Annotated in this window: 1 protein-coding gene; it reads left to right on the top strand. The window is 61.0% G+C overall.

The window, feature by feature from the left end; all coding sequences use genetic code 11:
• Nucleotides 1-19 precede the first annotated feature (19 nt).
• Nucleotides 20-272: hypothetical protein (locus SB822_RS57225; protein ID WP_410859120.1), on the top strand; the 253-nt coding region annotated here is incomplete at its 3' end.

The raw sequence follows: 272 nt of genomic DNA on the forward strand, positions 1-272 counted from the left end.
GGAGTTGGAGCGCGGGGTGATGAAGACCACGACCAAGCTGCGCGTCATTGCAGATGCTTTGAACGTCTCTTTGGAATGGCTTGAGACGGGAGACGGCGAAAAGGAACGCCCGGAGGTTGCGTCTCAGCCTGCGGGACTGGAGCGAAGCAAGATTGCCGCCGCGGTCCGGATCTCTCACTACGTGAGGGATGCCGCCCTGGAGCCCATGTCTGATGAGCGCTACGTCGAGGTCTTGGCTGCCGCCCTGCAATTGGTGGCAGAGCAGCCAGAAT

Source organism: Paraburkholderia sp. SIMBA_054 (assembly GCF_046534875.1).
Classification (GTDB): domain Bacteria; phylum Pseudomonadota; class Gammaproteobacteria; order Burkholderiales; family Burkholderiaceae; genus Paraburkholderia; species Paraburkholderia hospita.